This window comes from Streptococcus mitis (genome assembly GCF_905187535.1).
Lineage (GTDB): Bacteria > Bacillota > Bacilli > Lactobacillales > Streptococcaceae > Streptococcus > Streptococcus mitis_BS.
This window is the reverse complement of the sequence record NZ_CAJJIE010000060.1, coordinates 231,846-251,959: the sequence shown is the minus strand read 5'-3', so window position 1 is coordinate 251,959 and position 20,114 is coordinate 231,846. Positions and strand designations below refer to the sequence as shown.

The 20,114-nt window shown below is 39.8% G+C and carries 18 protein-coding genes, 1 pseudogene and 1 other annotated feature; of the genes and pseudogenes, 3 read left to right on the top strand and 16 right to left on the bottom strand.

The window, feature by feature from the left end; all coding sequences use genetic code 11:
• Positions 1-158: 158 nt before the first annotated feature.
• The 3 genes and pseudogenes from JQ841_RS08420 to JQ841_RS08415 all read left to right on the top strand — a co-directional run bounded on the left by JQ841_RS08420 (position 159) and on the right by JQ841_RS08415 (position 3,380).
• On the top strand, positions 159-2,441 hold the full coding sequence (locus JQ841_RS08420) for a Xaa-Pro dipeptidyl-peptidase (RefSeq protein ID WP_203180646.1): 2,283 nt from the start codon (positions 159-161) through the stop codon (positions 2,439-2,441).
• A gap of 170 nt (positions 2,442-2,611) precedes the next feature.
• Positions 2,612-2,913, top strand: a pseudogene (locus JQ841_RS10010) (Xaa-Pro dipeptidyl-peptidase); the annotation flags it as partial.
• Positions 2,910-3,380 carry an arginine repressor gene (locus JQ841_RS08415; RefSeq protein ID WP_020901801.1) on the top strand — a complete coding sequence of 157 codons (471 nt, stop codon included), beginning with the start codon at positions 2,910-2,912 and terminating at the stop codon, positions 3,378-3,380. The pseudogene JQ841_RS10010 and the gene JQ841_RS08415, both read left to right, overlap by 4 nt.
• A 43-nt stretch (positions 3,381-3,423) precedes the next feature.
• Here the strand turns inward: JQ841_RS08415 and JQ841_RS08410 are convergent, their stop codons facing one another.
• From JQ841_RS08410 to JQ841_RS08335, 16 genes are all read right to left on the bottom strand, one after another.
• Positions 3,424-3,582: a hypothetical protein gene (locus JQ841_RS08410; RefSeq protein ID WP_007284777.1), complete on the bottom strand. Its 159-nt coding sequence runs from the start codon at positions 3,580-3,582 to the stop codon at positions 3,424-3,426.
• A gap of 9 nt (positions 3,583-3,591) precedes the next feature.
• Positions 3,592-4,902, bottom strand: a complete 1,311-nt coding sequence (gene obgE, locus JQ841_RS08405) for a GTPase ObgE (RefSeq protein WP_004248745.1) — start codon at positions 4,900-4,902, stop codon at positions 3,592-3,594.
• A gap of 64 nt (positions 4,903-4,966) precedes the next feature.
• Entirely contained in the window at positions 4,967-5,101 is a 135-nt protein-coding gene (locus tag JQ841_RS08400) for a DUF4044 domain-containing protein (RefSeq protein ID WP_000863852.1), read from the bottom strand.
• A 58-nt stretch (positions 5,102-5,159) separates the two neighbouring features.
• Entirely contained in the window at positions 5,160-5,351 is a 192-nt protein-coding gene (locus tag JQ841_RS08395; RefSeq protein ID WP_000744434.1) for a PspC domain-containing protein, read from the bottom strand.
• 14 nt (positions 5,352-5,365) lie between these two features.
• Positions 5,366-6,691, bottom strand: coding sequence for a glycosyltransferase family 4 protein (locus tag JQ841_RS08390; RefSeq protein ID WP_001219441.1), 1,326 nt, complete (start codon positions 6,689-6,691; stop codon positions 5,366-5,368).
• 15 nt (positions 6,692-6,706) lie between these two features.
• On the bottom strand, positions 6,707-7,750 hold the full coding sequence (gene cpoA, locus JQ841_RS08385; protein ID WP_238395609.1) for an alpha-galactosylglucosyldiacylglycerol synthase: 1,044 nt from the start codon (positions 7,748-7,750) through the stop codon (positions 6,707-6,709).
• A 115-nt stretch (positions 7,751-7,865) separates the two neighbouring features.
• Positions 7,866-8,195: a metal-sulfur cluster assembly factor gene (locus JQ841_RS08380; RefSeq protein WP_000331929.1), complete on the bottom strand. Its 330-nt coding sequence runs from the start codon at positions 8,193-8,195 to the stop codon at positions 7,866-7,868.
• A 14-nt stretch (positions 8,196-8,209) separates the two neighbouring features.
• Positions 8,210-9,319, bottom strand: a complete 1,110-nt coding sequence (gene rpoD, locus JQ841_RS08375; RefSeq protein WP_004259586.1) for an RNA polymerase sigma factor RpoD — start codon at positions 9,317-9,319, stop codon at positions 8,210-8,212.
• Positions 9,320-9,321: 2 nt separating this feature from the next.
• The gene (dnaG, locus tag JQ841_RS08370; RefSeq protein ID WP_020902900.1) at positions 9,322-11,082 is read right to left on the bottom strand and encodes a DNA primase; all 1,761 of its coding nucleotides are present in this window, start codon (positions 11,080-11,082) and stop codon (positions 9,322-9,324) included.
• A gap of 89 nt (positions 11,083-11,171) precedes the next feature.
• The gene (locus JQ841_RS08365; protein WP_004254621.1) at positions 11,172-11,930 is read right to left on the bottom strand and encodes an ABC transporter ATP-binding protein; all 759 of its coding nucleotides are present in this window, start codon (positions 11,928-11,930) and stop codon (positions 11,172-11,174) included.
• Positions 11,927-12,793 carry an ABC transporter permease gene (locus JQ841_RS08360; RefSeq protein ID WP_203180644.1) on the bottom strand — a complete coding sequence of 289 codons (867 nt, stop codon included), beginning with the start codon at positions 12,791-12,793 and terminating at the stop codon, positions 11,927-11,929. Before JQ841_RS08360 ends, JQ841_RS08365 begins: the two co-directional genes overlap by 4 nt.
• Positions 12,794-12,869: 76 nt before the next feature.
• A complete protein-coding gene (trpX, locus tag JQ841_RS08355; protein ID WP_084951380.1) occupies positions 12,870-13,865 on the bottom strand; it encodes a tryptophan ABC transporter substrate-binding protein in 996 nt (331 codons plus the stop codon).
• Positions 13,866-13,976: 111 nt separating this feature from the next.
• Positions 13,977-14,194: a binding site (T-box leader), on the bottom strand.
• 96 nt (positions 14,195-14,290) lie between these two features.
• Positions 14,291-16,987, bottom strand: a complete 2,697-nt coding sequence (gene ppc / locus JQ841_RS08350) for a phosphoenolpyruvate carboxylase (protein ID WP_203180643.1) — start codon at positions 16,985-16,987, stop codon at positions 14,291-14,293.
• Between the two features lie 24 nt (positions 16,988-17,011).
• Positions 17,012-18,235 carry a cell division peptidoglycan polymerase FtsW gene (ftsW, locus tag JQ841_RS08345; RefSeq protein WP_203180642.1) on the bottom strand — a complete coding sequence of 408 codons (1,224 nt, stop codon included), beginning with the start codon at positions 18,233-18,235 and terminating at the stop codon, positions 17,012-17,014.
• A gap of 160 nt (positions 18,236-18,395) precedes the next feature.
• Positions 18,396-19,334, bottom strand: coding sequence for a peptidylprolyl isomerase PrsA (gene prsA, locus JQ841_RS08340; RefSeq protein ID WP_203180641.1), 939 nt, complete (start codon positions 19,332-19,334; stop codon positions 18,396-18,398).
• Positions 19,335-19,400: 66 nt separating this feature from the next.
• Entirely contained in the window at positions 19,401-20,114 is a 714-nt protein-coding gene (locus JQ841_RS08335) for an O-methyltransferase (RefSeq protein WP_203180640.1), read from the bottom strand.

Sequence of the window (20,114 nt, the reverse complement as noted above, 5' to 3'; positions counted from 1 at the left end):
CTATCAGTTCAAGAAACAAAGAAATAAATAATTATATATATATTAATCGGTTTTTTGCTATTGTTTATATTTATATACTATTTTGTTTTTGACTTTATCTTGGTATTTTTTTATTTTTTTGATATAATAAATTAAAGTATAATTTCACTGGAGGTTTTATGCGTTTTAATCAATTCAGCTATTTAGCGCTACCTAGAGATACGATTATCTTTGAATTAAAAAAGTATGGATTTGATTTACCAGTCAACATTACAAATAAAAAAATGCTTGAAGCGTTTCTCATTCGTTTCTTTTTTAATTTTAAAGATAGCACCTATCCTCTATCCAGTTTAGCAGTTGATAAAGAAACTGACTTACTGACATTTTTTCGATCGGATAAAGAGTTGACTGCAGATATTTTCTATACTGTAGCCTTTCAACTTTTAGGTTTTTCTTATTTGGTTGACTTTGAAGACAGTGATGTTTTTCGTAAAGAGACTGGATTTCCTATTGTATATGGTGACTTGATTGAAAATCTCTATCAGTTACTCAATACTCGCACCAAAAAGGGGAACACTCTTATCGACCAACTTGTCAGTGATGGTCTTATTCCTGAGGATAATGACTATCACTACTTTAACGGCAAGAGTTTGGCTACCTTTTCTAGCCATGATGCCATTCGCGAAGTCGTTTACATTGAGTCTCGTGTCGATACTGACAAAAAAGGTCTACCAGACTTAGTCAAGGTCAGCATTATTCGTCCACGTTTTGATGGACAAATCCCTGCTATCATGACTGCCAGTCCCTATCATCAGGGAACCAATGATAAAGCTAGTGACAAAGCACTTTACAAGATGGAGGGCGAACTCGAGGTAAAACCTGCTCACAAGATTGAGTTAGAGGAACCTCAACTAAATCTCGTCCAACCTCAAGGTCAAGCTGAGCTTGTGTCAGAAGCTGAGGAAAAGCTAACTCACATCAACGCTAGCTATACTCTCAACGACTACTTCCTTCCACGAGGTTTTGCTAATCTCTATGTCTCAGGTGTTGGTACCAAAGACTCCACAGGTTTCATGACTAATGGAGACTACCAGCAAATCGAGGCTTATAAAAATGTCATTGATTGGCTTAATGGTCGTTGTCGTGCCTTTACCGACCACACGCGTCAGCGTCAAGTCAAAGCTGACTGGTCAAATGGAAAAGTAGCCACAACTGGACTTTCCTATCTTGGAACCATGTCAAATGGGCTTGCGACTACAGGCGTCGATGGTTTAGAGGTTATCATTGCTGAGGCTGGCATTTCTTCATGGTACAACTACTACCGTGAAAACGGTCTGGTGACTAGCCCAGGCGGTTATCCAGGTGAGGACTTTGACTCCCTTGCTGAGTTAACCTATTCTCGTAATCTCTTGGCTGGCGACTATATCCGTGGCAATGAAGCTCACAAAGCTGACTTAGAAAAAGTAAAAGAACAACTGGATCGCAAGTCTGGTGACTACAATCAGTTTTGGCAGGACCGCAATTATCTGCTCAATGCCCATAATGTAAAAGCAGAGGTTGTCTTTACCCACGGGTCTCAGGATTGGAATGTCAAACCACTTCATGTTTACCAGATGTTCCATGCGCTTCCTGATTATATTAATAAGCATCTCTTTTTCCATAATGGTGCCCATGTTTATATGAACAACTGGCAGTCCATTGACTTCCGTGAGTCCATGAATGCCTTATTGACTAAAAAATTACTGGGACAAGATACAGATTATCAGCTTCCTACTGTTATCTGGCAGGACAATACCGCTCCTCAGACTTGGTTATCACTTGGTACCTTCGGTGAGCAAGAAAACTTTGAAACATTCGCACTTGGTCAAGAAGAGCAAGTTATTCAAAACCAGTACTCAGATAAGGATTTTGAGCGTTATGGTAAGACATACCAGACCTTCAATACGGAACTCTATCAAGGGAAAACCAATCAAATCACTATTGACCTTCCTGTAACCAAAGATCTTCACTTGAACGGTCGTGCCCAACTCAATCTTCGTATCAAATCCAGTATAAATAAGGGGCTCTTATCTGCCCAACTACTGGAACATGGACAAAAGAAATACCTGCAACCTTATCCAGCTGTTTTAAGTGCTAGAACCATTGACAACGGTCGCTATCACATGTTGGAAAATCTTAACGAATTGCCTTTTCGTGAAAATGCACAACGCGTCGTGACAAAAGGCTACCTCAATTTGCAAAATAGAAATGATTTACTGTTAGTAGAGGATATTACTGCAGATGAATGGATGGAGATCCAGTTTGAACTGCAACCGACTATTTACAAGTTAAAAGAGGGAGATACTCTTCGTTTAGTCCTCTATACTACTGACTTTGAAATCACAATTCGTGACAATACCGCATACCAGCTGACTGTTGATCTAGAACAGTCTACTCTTATCCTACCTTGTCAAAAGGTATAATATCAGACTTTCAAGATGAAACTATTTCCACTTAAACAGTTGAAACAAACATAAACTTGGTATCAACTTCAATCCTAGTTTAAACCTATGACATGCCTAAAACTGGATCTTGGACAAAAGATACTAAAAAACTAACCAACGTGTGAAAGCATTTATAATACTCGCTACCATACCACATGTTGGAAAAGCTCTGTGAATTTCCATTTGGCATAAATTCACAACAAGTCGTGACAAAAGGCTAACCTAATTGAATGATTTACTGTTAGTAGAAGACACTAATGTAAATAAACGGATAGAGAGCCAATTCATCTCCACCCAACTAGTGACAAGTTAAAAGAGGGAGATTCTCTCCGTTTAGTCCTATACTACTGACTTTGAAATCATCATACGTGACAATACCGCTTACCACCCGACTGACAATCTCGTTCAGTCCACGCTTTCTGTATCTAGTACAAGGAGTAACATTTTATGAATAAATCTGAACACCGACACCAACTCATACGAGCTCTTGTAACAAAAAACAAGATTCATACTCAAGCTGAGCTACAAGCTCTTCTTGCCGATAATGATATTCAAGTTACACAAGCTACACTTTCAAGAGATATTAAAAGTATGAACCTTTCAAAAGTACGAGAAGAAGACAACTCTTACTACGTGCTCAATGCAGGTTCAACCTCAAAATGGGAAAAACGTCTCGAAATTTATATGGAAGATGCTCTTGTCTTGATGCGTCCAGTTCAACACCAAGTCCTACTAAAAACCCTTCCTGGGCTTGCTCAATCCTTTGGTTCTATCATTGATGCTTTGAGCTTTCCTGACGCTATCGCTACCCTCTGTGGCGATGATGTCTGTCTTGTCATCTGTGAAGATGCAGAAGCTGCTCAAAAATGCTTTGAAGAACTGAAAAAATTCGCTCCACCATTTTTCTTTGAAGAATAAAAAAATTCCGTGTCTAATCTGGCACGGAATCTTTTTATCTATTTTACTGAGATGGATTGTCTTTTTTAGTTCGTGCCAATCTCAGGGCACGATTTGGATTGAGACGATTAAACAGTTCTTCCAATTTCTTTTCATTCCAAACATCTGCGGCGGAAACAAAATTGCCATCAGCATCTCGGAAAGATATCGGTTTATCTCCCATACCAGTCTCCTAGTCTACAAATTCAAACTCAAATTTACCAATGCGGACCAAGTCCCCATCTTTAGCACCACGCGCACGAAGGGCTTCATCAACCCCCATCCCACGAAGCTGGCGGGCAAATTTCATGACAGACTCGTCACGATCAAAGTTGGTCATATTAAAGAGTTTCATGAGTTTTTCACCAGAAAGTACCCATGTCGCATCGTCATCACGGCTAATTTCAAAGGCTTTTTCTTCCTCGTCAAATCCATAGTAAGCCTCTTCTTCCATATCTGACTCGTCGTAAAGCAAGAATTCTGGTGTCTTATCTAACAATTCAGCTGTCGCATCCAAAAGCGTTGCCAGACCTTGCTTAGTCAAACCAGAAATTGGGAAGATAGCTGGTAACTCTTCAAATTCATCGTAGTTTTCAGCCAATTTTTTCTTAAATTCTTTAAGATTTTCTTGACTCTCAGGCATGTCCATTTTGTTGGCTACGATAATCTGTGGACGCTCCATGAGACGAAGATTGTATGACTCCAACTCCTTGTTAATGGCAAGATAATCCTCATAAGGATCACGGCCTTCGCTAGCTGACATATCAATAATATGAAGGATGACACGTGTACGCTCGATGTGACGGAGGAACTGGGTTCCCAAACCAACACCTTGACTAGCACCTTCAATCAAACCTGGTAAATCAGCTACTGCAAAAGATTCACCTGATTGGGTACGAACCATTCCTAAATTTGGCACAATTGTGGTAAAGTGGTAGGCACCGATTTTTGGTTTAGCAGAGGTAATAACACTTAAAAGTGTTGATTTCCCTACAGATGGGAAACCTACTAAACCAACATCCGCAAGGATTTTTAGTTCTAACTGTAACTCACGTTCCTGACCTGGTTCTCCATTTTCAGAGATTTCCGGTGCAGGATTTTTTGGTGTCGCAAAGCGAATATTTCCACGTCCACCACGACCACCGTGGGCTACGATAAATTCTTGCCCGTGTTCAATCAAATCTGTCAAGACCTTGCCAGTCTCTGCATCACGAACAGTTGTACCTTGTGGCACTCGAACTCTAAGGTCCTCGGCACCACGACCATGCATCCCTTTGGTCATTCCTTTTTCACCAGAATCCGCCTTGAAATGACGATTGTAGCGGAAATCCATCAAGGTACGTAGTCCTTCGTCTACAACAAAGACCACATTGCCTCCGCGACCACCATCACCACCCCAAGGACCACCATTAGGGACATATTTTTCACGACGAAAGGCAACCATGCCATCGCCACCATTACCAGCCTTGACCTTGATCTTGGCTGTATCTAAAAACATACTCATTTTTTTCTTCTCACTTTAAAAAAGGGCTGGGAAATCCCAGTCACAAAATTTTCTTGAATCTATTTTATAGATTACTGAGGGCACCAATTGCAGTTGCAAAAATACCCAAAATACTTGCTACTAACATGATAAGTACGATAAGCAAGGTTAATTTCTCAAACATAGTTTTTTTACGTTTTCCATTATCTCCAAATGCCATTTTTATCTCCTTCGTTACATTCTATTTTCTATTATCTTAGCATGAATTCAGCTAGTTTTCAATAGTCACTTGCTACCGGCGCAATAATCCATAAAATGATATAAGCTACAATTCCTGCCCCATAACAAAATGCAAGAACACCCCATATTACACGAACAATAGTCGGATCAATATCAAAATAATTTGCGACCCCAGCACATACTCCAGCAATTTTTTGATCACTACCACTTCTCATCAATTGTTTTTTCATAGCTATTCCTCTTTCTATTCTTCATGGTCTTTCCAATAATCTCTGATGCTGATTAACTGTGTTTTTGAAGCCCTCAGCATTCGTCTAGAGCCTTTTACAGGCACAGCAACCACCTGTTGCGGTAGATACAAAACTGTCTTAAAGATACGCTGACTGACCGTATCATCTTTTGCTAAATCTTTCTGGAAGTTATTTGAAATAATGGCATCCAGATAAAACTCATGCACTCGTTTTCCAAAGTTCTCAGCTGAAATCTCGTACAATTTCTCTGATAAGGTATGCTCATCCATATCTGGAGTTGCAATCAGGGCTTCCAAAATAGCTCCAGCCAAATCATGTTCCCCATAGTACAAGGTTCCAAACATTTTATCACTGATAAGATTATCCAGATAAGGATTTCCATGAGCAATGACAGGCGTTCCACTGGCTAAGCTTTCCAAGTAGGTCAAGCCTTGGGTTTCACTTGTCGATGCCGAGATGAAGAAATCCGCCGCCTTATAGTAAAGAGCCGTCTCACTAGGAGCAATCATGCCTGTAAAGATGACGTAGTCTTGAATCTCTAGTTTCTTGGCTTGCTCTTTGAGGTCATCCAGATAAGGACCATCCCCAGCTACCACCAGTTTGACCTTGTCTTCTTCTTTCAGAACTTCTGCAAAGGCTGCTAGTACTGCTTGAATATTTTTTTCATAGGAAATTCTGGAAAGACTAAGCAACATCTTTTCATCATCTTGAATTCCTAGTTTAGTACGCAGTTCTGTCAAATTTTCCTGCTTGATTTCCGGACGCTCAAACTTAGCTAATTCAATCCCAGTTGGAATGACCCTTTTCTCAACCTTGACTTTATAGTCAGATAGCAAGTCTCGGACAATCTCACTCGGGCAAATCACCCCATCCACATCATGCAAAAAACCTCTAACCAGATACTTGACCATACTAGGACGAATCAACATCCCCTTAGCAATATAATGCACATAGTCTTCATACTGGGTGTGATAGGTATGGATGACTGGAATCTTCAATTCACGCGCAATCCAAATTCCCAACAGGCCAAGAGAAAATTCTGTCTGAGTATGGATAATATCTAGCTGATACTGTTTGGCAATTTCAAGAGCCTTGCTAAAACCTCGGTAGGCAAAGCGGCGATCCTTGAAAGCGAAGAAAGGAACACTTGGAATACGGATAATTTGCCAATCTTCATAACGATTGACATCCTTATCAGTCGTCGTAAAGATAAAAACTGCATGTCCTTGCTTTTCAAGTTCTGTTTTCAAGGTTCGAATACTAGTCGCAACACCTGAAACCTGAGGAAAATAGGTATCTGTAAATAAACCAATTCGCATAGATTACCTCACTTTTTACTTTCTCCCTAAAGCGGCTTGTTTCTCATAAAAGTCCAACCAGATTTGTAACAGATGCTCTTCTGAATACTCTCTGGAAATATTCTTAGCTTTTTCTTTGAGGTCTTTTAAGGCAGCAGGATTTGCTTGATATTCTAAAATAGCCTCTTTCATCTCTTCTCTATCTGCTGTTGCCCGATAATTTCCCTCTAAAATCACCTTATAAAGATCCAAATCACGTAGCATAATAGGAGCTTCACAACTGGCAGCTTCTAAGATAGTCATCGGAAAGAGCTCATTGTAACTAGGCAACAAGAAAAGGTCAGCTAGGGCATACAATTCGCGCATCCGCTCTGGTGACACGATACCTGGAAAAATCAAATTTTTAGGAGGATTTTCCATTATTTTCTTGTAGCGCTCATAACCATCTGTCATGCCACCGAAAGAGAATCCACCAGCCCAGATAAAGGTAATCTGAGGCAATTCCTCAGCCAGACGGATAAAGTCATCAATCCCTTTGCGTTTCTGAACTTGACCAGCACCTACTACGATAAACTGATTCTCACTAAGACCTAGCTCTGTTCGCAGACTCACCACCTCTTCTTGTGGAAGGGGATGCCATTTTTCCTTATTGACAAAGTTAGGAATATAGGTCACTTTTTCACGTGGAATACCTGCTGCCACCAAATCCTCGATAAACATAGGATTAACCACAACTAGGTGCTCCATCCGGTTGTAAAAAGAAAATACATAGCGTTTAACAATTCCCTTTAAAAAAAATGGAATTTTCAAACTCCCCTCAAGTGTATCAGGCAAGAAATGCACATAGCCAATTTTTCTCCCTGAGCGTTTCTTTTGGAATGTTGATAAATAATAGGGGAAATCAATCGTATGAAAGTGAGTCACATCTGCCTCGATTGGAAGATTTTCTGTAACAATCAATTGATCCTTGGCATCACGGTGAAGAAGACGAACTAATTCACGGTAAGCACCTGAAACTCCTTGTCCTGCTACTTTCTCACTTGAACTCAACATATTGATGCGTAATTTCTTTTTTTCCATAACTACTATTATATCATTTTCTTTGAATAAAATCAGCAAAAGAAAGGAGAGACTAGAGGAAAAGAGGGGGAAATTTCCTCGCCTTTCCAATAATCTCTCACATGCTTTTATATGTTTACTTAATGCCTAGGGCAATGCGTGCATAGCGACTCATTTTTTCAACAGTCCAGGCTGGATACCAGACTAATTTAACCTCAGTATCCGTTACTTCTGGCACCTCTGTCATGGCATCATAAATCTGATCTGTCAAAAGGTCGGCTAGGGGACACCCCATGGTTGTCAAAGTCATATCAATCTCTGTTTGTCCTGTGTCACCGTCAAAACGAATCTCATAAATCAAGCCAAGATTAACAATATCGATTCCCAACTCAGGGTCGATAACTTCTTCCAAGGCTGTTAAAATCCGTGTTTTGATATTTTCAATTTGCTCTTCTGTATAAGCCATATTTATCCTCACTCTTAGTCTTCAATAAAATCACGAAGCGGTTTGCTGCGACTTGGTTGGCGTAGTTTTCTCAATGCCTTGGCTTCAATCTGACGGATACGCTCGCGAGTCACGTTAAAGACTTTACCCACATCTTCAAGGGTACGCATTTTCCCATCATCTAGCCCAAAACGCAGACGCAAAACATTTTCTTCACGGTCTGTAAGAGTATCCAAGACCTCATCCAACTGCTCACGCAAGACGATACGAGTTGTATAGTCCACTGGATTTTCAATCACTTCATCTTCAATAAAGTCCCCAAGATGGCTATCATCTTCTTCACCGATTGGTGTTTCAAGGGATACCGGTTCTTGGGCAATCTTCAAGATTTCACGAACCTTGTCAGGGGTCATATCCATACGTTCAGCGATTTGCTCTGGCGTTGGATCTTGTCCCAATTCTTGAAGGAGATTACGCTGTTCACGAACCAATTTATTGATGGTCTCAACCATATGAACTGGGATACGAATGGTACGAGCTTGATCCGCAATAGCACGAGTGATAGCCTGACGAATCCACCAAGTTGCGTAAGTTGAGAACTTGAACCCTTTAGAATAATCAAACTTGTCAACCGCCTTCATCAAGCCCATATTTCCTTCTTGAATCAAATCAAGGAACTGCATACCACGGCCGACATAGCGCTTGGCAATAGAAACAACTAAACGAAGGTTAGCTTCTGCCAGACGTTGTTTGGCTTCGATATCACCAGCTTCAACAGCCAGTGCCAATTCTTTTTCCTCTTCATTGGTCAAGAGAGGCACGACACCAATTTCTTTCAAGTACATACGAACAGGGTCGTTGACCTTAGCCGAAGTTGACCCAATCAAGTCCTCATCGCTGAGTTCTGGCTCTTCTTCAGCACTAAGAACACGCGCACTTGGATTTCCTTCGTTATCTGTGATAGAAATTCCTGCATCCTGAATCCGTTGCAAGAGATCTTCAATCCCATCAGCGTCCAAGGTAAAAGGAATCACCAGACTTGCATTAATTTCATCATCAGTTGCGGTCCCTTTTTGTTTATGATTACGGATAAATTCTGCTACTTGTACGTCAAATGTTGTTACTTCTTTTTGTTTTGTTGCCATTATTACTCCATTCTTCTCTTTTGGGAAATTAAACGTTCCAATTCTTCTAGGGCTGTGTCGGTATCTCCTACATGGCTCGCTTCCTGCACCTTCTTTTTGATTCTCATATTGTCCTGATTCAAGAGAGCCTTGTTTCGAGTCATTTCTACTTCACTAAGTTCCTGAGGTGACATCTCAGCAGGCAAATCCTGAGCTAAGACTTGGTACCAAGCTCTTTCAACTTCATCTGTCTGTTCTGCTAAAACTTCCGGAGGAAGATTTCCATACTGGCCAAGCAAGTCATATAAGACCTGAAATTCAGGTGTGTCAAATGCAAAGTCTTCCCTTAAACGGTAATCGTTCAAAACAAGAGGAGATTCCATCATTCGATAAAGTAGATGAGCTTCTGCTCTCATAATAGCTGATAACTGCTTGGTGACAGGCATAGTGATTGACGTCGGTCTGGAAATACCTTCCATGCGATTCTGCCTTTGTGCCTGACGACTCTCATTAACAATCTGCTCAATCTGGGCATAATCAAAGGACGCCAGACTGTCAGCTAAAATATGTATATAGCTGTTTTGAGCAGTAATAGATTTTTCTTGAACAATCAAGGGAGCTATTTTTTCAATAAACTCAATCTGAGCCTGCAAATTTTCACTATTTTCAGGTTTGTACTGGTGAATGTAAAACTCAATCGGACTAATACGAGTTTTCGTTAATAGATAGGCCAAGTCTTCTGGACCATTTTTTTGTAGATACTCATCTGGATCCAAGTTATCAGGCATGCTGACAATCTGCACAGGCATATCACCAATTTCGTCCAGTGCTTTCAATGTCGCAGCTTGCCCAGCCTTATCGCCATCGTAAACAAGAACCAACTTCTTGGTTAACCTTTTCAGATGCTCAACATGCTCACGACTTAAGGACGTTCCCATGGATGCCACAGCATTTTCGATTCCAGCACGATAGGCTGCAATGACATCCATGAATCCTTCCATCAGATAAATCTCACTGGTTTTTCCAGAAGATTTTTTAGCCCTATCCATATGATATAATTCGTAACTTTTGTTAAAAATTGCAGTCGATCGGCTATTTTTATACTTAGAAGTTTGTGAATCCGTTTTCTGCCAGATACGACCTGAGAAGGCAATAACCTTTCCCTGGTCATTTGTCAGGGGAAACATGATCCGATTGTGAAAAGTGTCTACAAATTGATTGGCATCTGATAGGTAAAATAGCCCTGAATCTAGAAAATCCTCATCACGATACTGACCAGACAAACGTTGATAGAGATAGTTTCGTTCTGGAGGTGCTAAACCAATCCGAAAATGCTTGAGCACTTCATCTGTCAAACCACGCTGATAAATGTAGTTTCTGGCCTCTTCCCCCATGGTAGTTGTCATGAGAATAGCATGATAAAATTTGGCAGCATCTTCGTGCATATCATAAAGAGCTTGGTGGGGTGAAGCTGATTTCTGTTCACTATAAAGCGGTTTTTCTACCTCTATCCCGACACGCTGACCTAAGATTTGGACAGCCTCCATAAAGGGAACCCCTTGGTACTCCTCGATGAACTTAAAGACATCACCTGAGCGGCCACAACCAAAACAGTGGTAAAACTGCTTATCCTCAACAACGTTGAAAGAAGGTGTTTTTTCACCATGAAAAGGACAGAGCCCTAGATAGTTCCGTCCTGCCTTTTGTAAAGAAATCACATCTCCTATGACTTCCACAATGTTGGCATTGTTTTTGATTTCTTCAATGACTTGTTTGTCAACCATACACAATACCTCCATGTTATCATAGTTTACTTTATATAGTATACTTTATTTCAGAAAAAAAGTAAACCATTTCACTCATTTTCCCTACTTTATTCAAAGAGTTGATAATAATCAGAGATTTTCATTTTTGCTTTTTCTTCTTGTTTCAAATCTTGGATAATTCGTCCTTCTTTCATGACAATTAAACGATTGCCATATTTGAGAGCATCTTCCATATGGTGGGTAATCATAAGCGCTGTCAGCTGGTCTTTCTTGACAAATTCATCCGTCAATTCCATCAAGGCCACACTGGTCTTTGGATCAAGGGCTGCAGTATGCTCGTCTAACAAGAGTAATTCAGGACGCTTCAAGGTTGCCATCAAGAGACTCAAAGCCTGTCTTTGTCCACCTGATAAGAACTCAATCGGTGTATTTAAGTGTTTCTCAAGACCGTTTCCCACTTTTTCAATAGTTGCCTGAAACTCATCCTTATAGCTAGCCAGACGTCTCGGAAACAGTCCACGCTTTTCACCACGAAACTTGGCAATCAAAAGATTTTCAGCCACCGTCATACGAGGAGCTGTCCCCATCTTGGGATCTTGGAAGACTCGAGACAGATACTTAGCCCGCTTCTCTGGTGAAAACTTGGTAACATCTTCACCCAAAATACGGATGGTTCCACTGGTTAAGGATAAGGTTCCTGCAATAGTGTTAAAGAGGGTCGATTTACCAGCACCATTTCCACCTAAAATCGTGATGAAATCCTGTTCAAAAATTTCTAAGGAAACATCATTTAAAATAATCTTTTCTTCATCAAAGCCATTTTTAACGACTTTGGTTGCATTTTTTAATTCTACAATTGCTGTCATTTGCTTAATTTGGCTCCTTTCAAGATTGTTTGCTTAAATGTTGGAATCATGAGGCAGACTGCTAAAATCACAGCGCTGTACAAACGAAGGTAACTTGTATTAAAGCCAAGCGCAATAACTGCCCACACTAAGAATTGATAGGCGATAGAACCTACAACGATTGTAACCAAACGCTCTGCTAAGCTCAAACTCTTGAAAATAACTTCCCCAATAATCAAACTTGCAAGACCTACAACGATAACCCCAATTCCTCGAGATACATCGGCATAACCTTCTTGCTGGGCAATAAGAGCACCTGCAAGGGCAATCACACCATTTGATAAGACCAAGCCCATAAGCTCCATGCGACCAGTATGAATCCCGAAACTTCTAGCCATATCAGGATTGTCACCTGTAGCAATATAGGCCTGTCCGAGTTTAGTGTCCAAGAAAAAGAGCATGAGAGCAATGACAAGACTGACAAAGATAAGACCTGTAAAAAGTTGATTTAAATCCGATTCAAAAGGCAAGGCATCCTGGATTTGTTTGGTTCCAAGCAGGCCTAAATTCGCACGTCCCATAATTAAGAGCATGATAGAGTGACAAGAAGTCATCACCAAAATCCCTGAGAGCAAAGTTGGAATCTTCCCTTTTGTATAAAGAAGTCCTGCTGCCATTCCAGCCAAACAACCAGCTCCAACAGCAACAAGTGTCGCTAAAAAGGGATTCACACCTTTCGTTATCAGAGTGACAGCAACAGCCCCCCCAAGAGGGAAGGAACCTTCTGTCGTCATATCTGGAAAGTTCAAAATCCTAAATGTCATAAAGATTCCCAGACCTAGAATAGCCCAGACAAATCCTTGAGAAATAATAGATAATATCATCTGTTTCTTAACCTTTTTCTATATGATGTCTATTGTAAAAAATTAGAGGAGATGTCCCCAACTCCTCCATTACAGATTATTCGATCACTTGCCCTGCTTCTTTTAGAACAGATTCAGGAATCGTAATACCTAGCTCTTGTGCCATTTTTTTGTTGATTACTGACTTACCAGTTGAAAACACATTTACTGGAGTATCGGCTGGTTTTGCACCTTTCAAGACTTGTGCAATCATTTTACCAGTTGCCACACCAAGGTCGTGTTGGTCAACTACAACGGATGCCAAGCCACCTGCTTCTACCATGGCAGTTGCGCTTGGGTAGATTGGTTTTTTAGCTGATTGGTTGCTTGATACAACAGTTGAGAAGGCTGAGGCAATAGTGTTATCAATTGGAACCCAGATAGCATCAACCTTACTAGTCATAACGTTAACTGTTGAAGCAATTTCATTTGTTGAAGGAACTGCAAATGTTTCCACTGTCAAACCTGCTTTTTCAGCATAAGCCTTAAATTCTTCAACCTGAGTTTTGGAATTATCTTCGCTACTTGAGTAAAGAGCTCCGATTGTTTTCACATTTGGTGTAAGAGCCTTAATAAGTTCAACTTGTTGTTGAGCTGGATTATGGTCAGATACCCCTGTAATGTTGCCACCTGGTTTTTTCAAATCTTTGACCAAGTTAGCACCAATTGGGTCTGTAATAGCGGCCATGATAACCGGTAGGTCTTTTGTGGCACTAGCCAAGCCTTGAGCAGCTGGCGTTGCAATACCAACCACAAGGTCATTCCCATTTGCAACCAACTGTTTGCTCATTGTCGCAACCTTACTTTGGTCACCTTCTGAGTTCATAAAATCGATTTTAACTTGATCATCTTTATATCCTTCTTCTGCAAGTCCATCTTGGATCCCTTTATAAATCAAGTCAAGAGATGGATGGCTCACAAACTGAAGGACACCAACTTTGGCAACTTTCTTCTCATTCTTAGCTTCTGGTTTATTCATTGAAGAGTAAATCAAGCTTCCTGCTACTAAGACTGCTAATGCAGCGATAATTCCAATTAAACGTTTATTTTTCATTCTATTTCTCCTTTTTATTCCTTTAAAATACTTCACTTATACAAACAAGCGACGCCATCGTTTTCTTTCCATACTAACCTCCATCAAAAAAGTCCTCACACAAAAAACTTGTGTGAGGACGTCGATGCGCGGTACCACCTCAATTATAGGGAATTCCCCTATCGCTCTGTCTCGCAATAACGAGATGCACTGTAAGGTGTGCTCACCGAATTTTTATGATTTCAAATTCTAAATAACATTCAGCCCAATTTTCATCATCATCACTTATCTGTTTTCAGCTACCACAGACTCTCTAAAAAGTTTGAATGATTACTTTTCTGAATGGTTAAATTATATCATTTTTCAACTACTTGTCAAGACTCTTTTAGCATTTTTTTGAACTATTCAAAAACTTCCCCTATAGAAAAGAGGAAGCTTGATAGGTATCAGCCTGAATTACGCAATCCTGTTGCAATTCCGTTGATGGTTGTATGGATTAATTTTTCTTGATCGCTTGATAATTCTCCTCGACGTTGACGTTTAATCAACTCCAACTGGATATAGTTGAGGATATTAAAGTAAGGCATACGGTAATCCAAACTGGCTTTTAGATATGGATTTTCAGCCAAAAGTTCGTCATACCCTTCGATAGCCAAGATAACTTCCTTGGTCACTTGCCATTCATTTAAAATAGTCTCATAGATTGCTTTTACTTGATCATCCTCACACAGTTTGGCATATTCAAAAGCAATGTTCATATTTGATTTTGACAAGACCATGTCGACATTTGAAAGGAGCGATTGGAAGAAAGGCCAATTTTGGTACATATCTCGTAAGATAGCAATATTCTCTGGATTTTTATCGATAAATTCCTTGAAGCTTGAACCAACCCCATACCAGCCAGGGAACATGACGCGACTTTGCGACCATGAGAAGACCCAAGGGATAGCTCGCAAACCACCGATTTCAGTAATAGTCTTACGAGCGGCTGGACGAGAACCAATATTAAAGCTTGAAATAGCCTTGATTGGACTTGATTCGAAGAAATAATCATAAAAATGATCATTTCCAAAGACCAAATCACGGTAGATATCGTAACTACGGTCCACCACTTGATCCATAATAGCTTCGTAACGATTTGAGGTATTGGTATCGCTCTTCTTCTGAGTAATCATACGGTTAATGGCTGCTGAAACCAACATTTCAAGATTATAGTAGGCAGCGTCTTTGTTACCGTATTTATTCCCAATTACTTCACCCTGCTCCGTCAAACGGATACGATCCTTGATAGACTTAAGCGGTTGAGATGTGATGGCTTCATAGGTTGGTCCACCACCACGACCAACAGTCCCACCACGACCATGGAAGAAGGTAACCTTAACGCCAAATTCATCTCCAATAGCAGTCAATTGTTGTTGAGCCTTGTAGAGGGTCCAACATGATGATAGATAACCACCATCTTTATTACTATCAGAGTAACCAAGCATGATTTCTTGGTAGTTATTGCGTGAAGCAATCCATTTCTTAGCAAGAGGAAGTGAAAGGTATTCTCTCATGGTTTCTTCTGAGTGGTCCAAGTCCTCAATTGTTTCAAAGAGAGGAACAATTTGGACACGGGCTCTTTCTTTATCAACTAACCCTACTTCTTTTAGCAAGATAGCCAATTCCAACATGTCTGATACGCTGGTTGCATGTGAAATGATGGTCTGACGAATGACATCATCTCCCAACTTATCTTTCAACTTACGAGCAGCCTTAAAGATTGCTAATTCTTTTTCAAGTAACTCTGATTTTTCAACATGAGTGGCAGAAAGAATACGTGGATCTTCCTCTAATTCTTTCAAGAGAAGCTGGCATTTTTCTTCTTCACTGAGTTCGCTATAATGAGAATGAATACCCGCTGATTTCAAGAGTTCAGCTACACAGGCTTCGTGAACACTAGAATCTTGACGCATGTCTATAGATGCCAAATAGAAACCAAAAATTTCAACTGCCTGAATCAGCTCAACAAAATCACCAGAAATCAGTGCTTCACCCTTGTTTTCCAAGAGGGAATCACGAATGGTAATTAAGTCCTTATAAAAATCATTAGCTGTTTCATAGCGAGCACCAACTTCCTTATCCTCAATCAGATAGGTTTTTGTTGCTTGGATTTTTGATTGAATATCAAACAAGGCACGACGATACAGCTCTTTTTCACGATAAATAGAGTTGTCCTTGGATTGACGAGCCATTTCTCTAACTTGCTTGCTTACATTGACAATACTGGTTGAGAGAGAGAATTCACGATAAAGTTGGTAAATCTTTTCATCATAGTAGTTCATGATGACTTCACACTGAGTCATAGCAGATTGTTTCAAGGTATCTGCTGTAACAAAGGGATTACCATCACGGTCTCCACCAATCCACATACCCATGGTAATTGGTTTAGGATGTTTCAACTCCAAACCGTGTTTTTTAGCCAGACGCTTGTACTCAGCAGTCAGATGAGGAACTGCCTTCAAGAATGAGCTATTGTAGTATTCCATTACATTCGTGATTTCATTGGTTACTTTCAATTTCTTTTCACGAATCATATCTGTCTGCATGATAATCTCAATGTAACGACGGAGATCATTATGCCATTTTTCCTTATTAATCAAACCTAATTTCACATCACGGTACTTACGCAAGAGGGTATGGATATGGTTAGTCAAATCCAACATACTCTTACGTTGCACTTGTGTTGGATGGGCTGTCAAAACAGGGACAACATTCAAGTGTTCTAGAATTTCAACCGCGTTTTCTTTTTCCGCAACCATTTTGATCGTTGCTGATAATTTACCAAGATAATCTTGATCGATATTATTTTGATGGTTGATTTCATAGGCTAAATCCACGTCTTCAGAAATATTAATCAAAAGAGGCAAGATAGAGAAATAGCGTGAAATATAAGCCATTTCATCATTTGTCAGACTAGTAACTAATTGGTTCAAACCTTGATAATCTTCTTGAGTTGACAATTCCTTCAACTGCATGATTTTTTCAAAAGTCTCTGGGGCAAGCATATTTTTAGTGATATCTTCTAACAATTCTGTTAAAATCAATACTTCTTCTTGCACGACAGCTTTATTACTATAGTTTTCTAATTTTTGAAGAGACATAGGTAATCCTTTCCACTCTCAGCTCTACATATAGTTTGATGAGTGAGCTTCTAACTCCTCATATAATTGGGCACGTTTTTCACTTGCATCAATATTTAAGACAAAGGCGATGGCTACAGACAAGACTAGGAGACTGTTCCCTCCTTGTGATAAGAAGGGGAAGGTTACTCCTGTCGAAGGAATAATGCCAGAAATTCCACCGATATTGACAAATACCTGTACCAGCATCATCCCCCCAACCCCAATCGCCATCATAGAATTAAAGGGATTCTTAGCACGAATACCGACTAGGATAATTCGTAAAATCAGGAAAAAGACAAGTGCTAAAATCAAGCTGGCTCCCACAAATCCAAACTCTTCAATAACAATTGAAAATACAAAGTCTGTATGTGCCTCTGGTAAATAACCACGTTTTTCTATTGAATTTCCTAAGCCTAGACCAAACCACCCACCATTTACCATGGCAAAGTAGGAATTTGCAAGTTGGTGGCCTGACCCTGCCAAATCGGCAAAGGGATTAAAGTAGGCACTGAAACGCTTAGCAACGTAACCAAATACTGGAACTTTTGAAAACTTATCAACCCCGATCATAGAGATAGCTGATAAGGATAGGGCTGAAACTCCAAATAATACACCGATAAAGACTATAAACCAACGATGAGCAATTCCACTAACTGTATACATAATCAAGGCGACAAGAACTAGGATGGTAGCATTCCCCAAATCTGGGAAAATAGCCAAACTTCCTATCATGACAAGTAGGACAAAGCGCCAATCATTAAAAGCACGAGGAATCCATTGATTTTGAGTTAAAACTTGAAAATCGTAAATACCAATTTCATCCTGTTGTTTTGAAAAACGTTGGGCCAAGTACCAGACGATGATAATCTTTAAATACTCCGCTGGTTGAATGGTCAAAGGTCCTACTGAAATCCAACCATAGGCTCCATTGACTGGCGTACCAATTAAGCGAGCCAGAGCTAAGAGAATCAGCTCAACAAACATAACAATAAATAAGAGTCGTTCTTTTCTTAAAAAATTCAATTTCAGCTTATATATCAAGGCAATCAATATTAAACTAAGTATCCAAAACATTCCCTGACTTCGAACCAATTGGAGGGCACTTTTACCTTCTTCGATAAGAATGGCACTGGTTGTCGAATAAACCACAATCAAGCCCAAAATAGATAAAAGTAAGTAAGGAACTAGAATAGAATAGTTTAACAGGTGCCTCTTACTAATCTTCATAGTATCACCAATCTAATGAGAACAAAAGAAATTATTCCCAAATTCCGTTTATTTTCTAGTTTTGATTGCTATTATACCATTTTTTCCGAAAGAAAAAAACTCTTACCCTCAAGATAGAAGATTTTCTCACAAGAAAAAGAGCACTTGGCTCTTTTCTGTTTTATTCTTTTGAAGAACTGCTTGAGCTTGAATCTCCACCACCGATGTATTGAGTAAAGATATTTTGGAAGGCTTGGTCTTTAACCTTGATGTTGGCTGCTTGCAATTCTTTTCCGATAATGCTTTGAACAAATGATGCGTCATTTTGTTTTTGAGTCAAGATAACAGTTTTCAATTTTTCTTTGTAGTCATCGATATTAGATGATTTTTCTGTTTTCTTAATGAGTTTCACAATGTAATATTGGCTGCTGTATGCTTGTGTTCCAGTAACACTAATCACATCAGAAACTCCATTTACATCTAATGCAAAAGCTGCTTTCTTAACTTGATCTGGTACTTCTGTTGAAGCAGAATCAAAGGTGATTTCTCCACCATTCGCCTTAGTTTTCTCATCAGTTGAGTTATCTTTGGCTAATTGAGCAAAGTCTGCATCACTAGCTTTAGCTTTTTCAAGAATTTCTTTGGCCTTGTCTTCATTGTCCAAACGGATAATTTGAGCCGTTACATCTGGAGTGTACTCGTCAAAGGCCTTCTTGTAAGCATCATCTGTCAACTCAGCTTCTGCTGCTTTTTTAACTGCCAACTCAACTAATTTACTTGTACGAATTTGAGCTTTACGTGTTTCAAGAGTCATACCTGCTTGTGACAAGACACGTTGGTAGTTCTCACCATATTGTTTTTCTTCTTCGGCAATAGTATCGTTGACTTCTTTGTCATCTACTTCTGAACCGTATTGTTTTTCAAATACTTTTTGGATGGTCATGTTCAACAAGACTTGTTGGGCTGAAGGATTGCTTTTCACTTGCTCATAAAATTGATGTTCTGTGATGACATCCCCCTTCATGCTGATAAGGTCTGCACCTTCTGAACCTTTGGAACAAGCTGCTAAAGTTGCTACTGATAATAGTGTAATGGCACCTGCCAATATTTTTTTCTTCATGTCTACTCCTTTGAGATAAGTGTTACCCTATCTATTTTACTATATTTTCTTAAATTTTTCTGAAAATCATTCGCTGTCAGGCAATTGAACATCTGCTACATTTTTACGAAGCATGAGAATACCGTCCCCCAGAGGTACTAATGTTGCAGTAAGTCCTGGATTGTCTAAGGTTGCATCAAATAATCTTTGAAGGCCACGATAAATAGTTCGCTGGCCACGACGGACTTCCATAATATCCTTGGCAACATCACCACCTTGGAAAATATCATCCAAGACGACCACACCTCCAACGTCCAAATGTTTGAGGATTTCTGGCAGAAAGACGATGTATTTAGACTTGGCTGAATCCATAAAGACGAAATCATAGGACTCTGTCAAGGTAGATAAGACATCTACCGCATCTCCTTCTAGGAGCGTAATTTGCTTGCGACTGTCAAACTGGGCGAAATTTTCCTTGGCAAATCCAATCATCTCTGGATTGCGGTCAATGGTTGTAATCTTGGCCTTTGGAGCATGTTCCGCCATCAAGAGGGCTGAAAAACCGATAGCCGTCCCAATTTCCAGAATGTTTTTAGGTTGTATTGTTTCCATGAGAAAACGGAAATAAGCAACTGTTTCATGGGGAATAATGGGAATATTTTCCTTGCGAGCAAAGTCTTCCAATTCTTTCAAATATCCTTTGACTTGCTTTTGACGCTGACGCATCAAGTCTACAATTTCTTCCTTGACAACAGGGCGACGCATGTTATGGTTGGCATTCTTACTATATGATTCAACCAT